Raw genomic sequence first — 5,117 nt, forward strand, 5'->3', positions numbered from 1 at the left:
GACTTATTTTACTCAAGTAAAATAAGTTTAAAATTAAAATTTGAAAAAAATTGTAAAATTGTTCTATATACAATATAATCGTTTTATAAACAACATAAACACGCGTTCACAAAACAATTTAAGGAGGGAAAATGAAAATAAATAGTATGAAGGTGGCTCAACTGGCAGGAGTATCAAGAAGTACTGTGTCAAGAGTTATAAATAACTATACAAATGTCCCACCAGAAACAAAAGAGAAAGTTATGAAAGTAATAGAGGAGTTAGGATATATTCCAAACTCTAGTGCCCAAGTTTTAGCTGGAAAGAAAAGTAGGACTATAGGACTTTTTATCTATGGAGATAACAATGATAAAAATAGGATATTGGATAATGGTTTATCTTTTGGATATTACTTAGATTTTATAAATAGGGTTTTAAAAGAGGCATTGAAACAGGATTATCAACTATTAGTAGATGTGATAAATGATAATAGTTTCTCCAAAATAGAGTCATTATATGCAAATAGAGATATTGTTGGTGGAGTGTTTATAGGTTTTAAAGAGAGAGATAAAAATATTGAAAGAATAGTTAAACAATATACACCAGTAGTTTTAGTGGACTATACTTCAGATTCAAATTGTGAAAAAGAAGGGATTTATTATATAAATACTGAGGATTGCAATGGAGCTCAAAAGGCTACAGAACATTTGATAAGCTTGGGAAGAAAAAATATTATTCATATCTCAGGGGATAGAGATAAACTTTCTGGAAAAGAGAGAGAGAGGGGATATTTAAAAGCCATAGAAAATTATGGAATGATTCCTATGGTATATAGGGGAGATTACTCTGATAAAAAAGCTAAGGAGATAGTACAGGAGTTATTAGCTAAAAATGTAAAATTTGATGGAGTATTTTGTGCCAATGATAATATGAGTTATTGTGTAAATAGTATTTTAAAAGAAAATGGAATCACAGATATTCCCATTGTGGGATTTGATAACTTAAGAAATACAATACCTTTGGGTATAATGTCAGTGGCTCCTGATATAAGGAATTTAGCGAAAGCAGCAGTGGGGTTATTGGTAGATAACAAAATGGAAAAATCCAAGATAACTTTTGTAAAAACAACATTGATAAAGGGGTTAGAAGAGTATATAAAAGAGAGCTATTTAGATTAATTTGGAGGAAAGATGATATATATAAATGAGAGTACATTAGAGTTTCACTTACAGAGTTCAAATATGAGTTATATATTTAATATTATGAAAAATGGACAACTTGGAAATCTATATTTTGGAAAGAAAATTAGAAATAGAGAGAGTTTTAAACATTTTTTCAATCAGCCCGAGGTGGGAATTGGAATAATTGCTCACCATGAGAATGATCCGGGTTTTTCGCTGGAATATTATAAACAGGAGTATCCATCCTATGGAACTACTGATTTTAGAAAACCAGCATTTCAATTGGAGAGTGAAGATGGTAGTAGAATCGCCGATTTTATATACAAAGGTTTTAGAGTTTACAGAGGAAAAAATAGTTTAAAGGGATTACCTTCAACTTATATGGAGAGTGTAGAGGAGGGGGATAGTTTAGAGATTGAGTTAGAGGACACAACTTTAAACTGTAAACTTTTTCTAACATATACAGTGTATAAAGATAGAGATGTGATAACTAGAAATGCCAGATTTGAAAACCATGGAGAAGAGTGTATAGATATCCATAGAGCTATGAGCTTCGCTTTAGATTTACCTGACTATAACTACGAGATGATACATCTATCTGGGGCTTGGGCAAGAGAAAGATTTATAAAAAATAGAAAGTTAGAAGTGGGGTGTCAATATATAGATAGTAGTAGAGGAGCAAGTAGTGCTCATCAAAACCCATTTATAATTTTAAAAAGGCCAGAAACAACAGAACATGTAGGAGAGAGTATAGGGTTTACTCTGGTGTATTCTGGAAACTTTTTGGCTCATGTAGAGGTAGATCATTTTGATGCCACTAGAGTTACAATGGGCATCAACCCATTTGATTTTAAATGGGAGTTAAAAGGTGGAGAGAGTTTCCAAACACCAGAGGGAATAATAGTTTATAGTGATAGAGGAATGAATGATTTAAGTCAAACCTTCCATAAACTTTTTAAAGAGAGATTGGTTAGAGGTGAATGGAGAGATAAGGAAAGACCTATTTTAATAAATAACTGGGAAGCTACATACTTTGATTTTGATGAGGATAAAATTGTAGCAATGGCCTCTAAAGCGAAGGATTTAGGATTTGAATTGTTTGTTTTAGATGATGGTTGGTTTGGAAAGAGAGTTGATGATAAAACATCTTTAGGGGATTGGTTTCCAAATTTAGAAAAACTTCCAAATGGAATTAAAGGGCTAGCAGAAAAAGTTGTGGATAGAGGGATTAGATTTGGATTGTGGTTTGAACCAGAAATGATAAGTAAAAATAGTGAACTATATGAAAAACACCCTGAATGGGTTTTAGGAGTTAAAAATAGAAAGCTATCAATGGGAAGAAACCAGTATATACTGGATTTATCTAAAAAAGAGGTAAGAGATTATATAGTGGATATTTTATCAGAGAGATTTTCAGAAGCTCCTATTAGTTATGTAAAATGGGATATGAATAGAAATATGACAGAGATAACATATCAAGATTTACCACATAAATATATTTTAGGGCTCTATGAAATCTTAGAAAAATTAACTACTAAGTTCCCACATATACTATTTGAATCTTGTGCATCAGGTGGAGGAAGATTTGATGCAGGAATGCTATATTATATGCCACAAGTTTGGACAAGTGATGATACAGACGCAATTGTAAGATTGAATATTCAACATGGAACATCTCTAGGATATCCATTGATCTCCATGGGAGCCCATGTTTCAGATATTCCAAACCATCAAACTGCAAGGAAAACAAGTTTAAAAACAAGAAATGATGTAGCTGTATTTGGAAATTTTGGTTATGAACTAAATCTATTAGAGTTTGATAGTAGGATGGAAAAAGATGTAAAAAAATATTTAGAGTTTTATAAGATAAATAGAAAACTTATTCAATTTGGAGATTTTTATAGATTAGAAAGTCCTTTTGAGGGGAATACGGCGGCTTGGATGGTTGTGAATAGTGAGAGAAGTGAAGCTTTAGTTGGATACTTCACAATATTGGCAGAACCAAATCCAGGTTATAATAGGAAAGTTGTACTAAAGGGATTGGATTCCAATAAGAAATACTTAATTAATGATAAGTTTGAAGCTTATGGGGATGAGCTTATGAATATGGGAATTATTTTTCCACAACCTGAAAGATATTTTTCAAAAGATTCAGAAACACAGGATTTTAAAAGTAAAATTTTTAAATTAAAAGAGTGTAAATAAAAACTCACGGGAGGAGTGTCATGATAAGTTTAAAAATGAAATTATCATATGGTTTAGGTGCTTTAGGAAAGGATTATGCTTGTGCAATAGTCTATATATTTTTAATGTATTATTTTACGGATATTTTGGGATTAGCTCCAGCTTTTGTAGGAACATTGTTCTTAGTAGCTAGGATGTGGGATGCTATAAATGATCCTGCCATGGGAATGATTGTCGATAATACAAGAAGCAGATGGGGAAAGTTTAGACCTTGGATTTTAATAGGAACACTTTTAAATGCTATTACAATTGTTGGAATGTTTACAAGACCAGGAGCATTTACAGGGAAAAGCTTATATGCCTATATATCTATTATGTATATACTTTGGGGGATGACTTATACAGTTATGGATATACCTTTTTGGTCTATGATTCCAGCCCTTTCAAGTGATAAAAAAGAGAGAGAGGAGATTGCAGTTGTGCCAAGGATATTTGCAAGCTTAGCCTGGTTATCTCTTGGAAGCTTGGGGTTACCACTGATCTCTTTTTTAGGAAAAGGGGATGAAGGAAGAGGATTTTCATTATTATCTTTAGGAATAGCTGGAATATTTATTCTAACTACGCTTTTGATGATAGCAAATGTAAAAGAACAGATAAAAACTAAAAAAAATAGTGAAAAAATAAACCTAAAAGAAGCTTTTAAGTTAATTTTAAAAAATGATCAATTGGTAGCGTTAATAGGAACAGTTTTAATGTATAACCTGATGTCTCAAATTTCAGGTGGAGTGGCAATATACTATTTCAAATATGTCATTGGAGTAGAAACTCTTTTCTCAGTTTTTACTGGATTTTCTGGATTAGCAGAGATTGGGTCATTGATGATGTTCCCAATTTTATCAAGAAAACTAGGAAGAAAAAAGGTGTTTTTCTTAGCTTGTGCACTACCAGTAATAGGGTTTTTAATGCTATTTATCTTTGGAAATATTGCTCCAACAAATGGAACGTTAATTGCAATAGCTGGTGTGGTTGCCAAATTAGGTGGAGGCTTAACTCTTGGAATTTCAACGGTTATGCTAGCAGATGTGGTTGACTATGGAGAGTTTAAATTTGGTTCAAGAAATGAAAGCGTTATTTTCTCAGTTCAAACACTACTTGTGAAGTCAGCTTCAGCAGTGAGTGGATGGCTTATAGGTATGGGTCTATCTTTAGTTGGGTATATGCCAAATGTACCTCAAAGTGCTTCAGCTATATTGGGAATAAAATATCTAATGATAGTTTTCCCAATACTACTTTCAATATTTGGATATGTGATATATAGAAAATATTATAAATTAAATGGAGACTACTATGATGAGATAGTAGAAGCTATAAAAGTGAGAAGAGAGATTGAAGCATAAAAAAAATGGTGTGGCTATTAACCACACCATTTTTTGTCTCTACTGTTAAACTACCCTATAAAAATAGAGGTATTTAAGTTCTCTAAAAGATTAAGACCAGTTCTATTTGTTATTTTTTCAAAGAAAAAAGAACGGCTTAAATTTCCCATAATAACCAGATTAGATTTATTTAAGGCAAAGTAGAAATCCTTTAGAGTGTCATCTTTGGAGTTGAAGTTTATAACATCACTGGAAACATCCTTGTTTTTCATTAATTCTACTAAATAGTGCTCCTCATAATCACAGTTCCATGTGAGTATAGGAACTCTTTTTAAAGGCAATTTAGGAAAAAGATTTAAAAAATTATAGACACTTTTATTAATTTTAACTCCGTCAT

The 5,117-nt window shown here is 31.8% G+C and carries 3 protein-coding genes and 1 pseudogene; 3 read left to right on the forward strand and 1 reads right to left on the reverse strand.

Going from position 1 to position 5,117, the window contains the following annotated elements; genetic code table 11:
* Positions 1-131: 131 nt before the first annotated feature.
* Genes ACMOUI_RS04385 through melB form a run of 3 tightly spaced genes read left to right on the forward strand, consistent with a single transcriptional unit; the run spans position 132 to position 4,741 of the window.
* Positions 132-1,157: a LacI family DNA-binding transcriptional regulator gene (locus ACMOUI_RS04385; RefSeq protein WP_418964519.1), complete on the forward strand. Its 1,026-nt coding sequence runs from the start codon at positions 132-134 to the stop codon at positions 1,155-1,157.
* A gap of 12 nt (positions 1,158-1,169) precedes the next feature.
* The gene (locus tag ACMOUI_RS04390; RefSeq protein ID WP_418964520.1) at positions 1,170-3,365 is read left to right on the forward strand and encodes an alpha-galactosidase; all 2,196 of its coding nucleotides are present in this window, start codon (positions 1,170-1,172) and stop codon (positions 3,363-3,365) included.
* A 20-nt stretch (positions 3,366-3,385) separates the two neighbouring features.
* Positions 3,386-4,741: a melibiose:sodium transporter MelB gene (gene melB / locus ACMOUI_RS04395; protein ID WP_418964521.1), complete on the forward strand. Its 1,356-nt coding sequence runs from the start codon at positions 3,386-3,388 to the stop codon at positions 4,739-4,741.
* A gap of 50 nt (positions 4,742-4,791) precedes the next feature.
* Here the strand turns inward: melB and ACMOUI_RS04400 are convergent.
* A pseudogene (locus tag ACMOUI_RS04400) lies at positions 4,792-5,117 on the reverse strand (hypothetical protein); the annotation flags it as partial.

This window comes from Cetobacterium sp., assembly GCF_048470075.1.
Lineage (GTDB): Bacteria > Fusobacteriota > Fusobacteriia > Fusobacteriales > Fusobacteriaceae > Cetobacterium_A.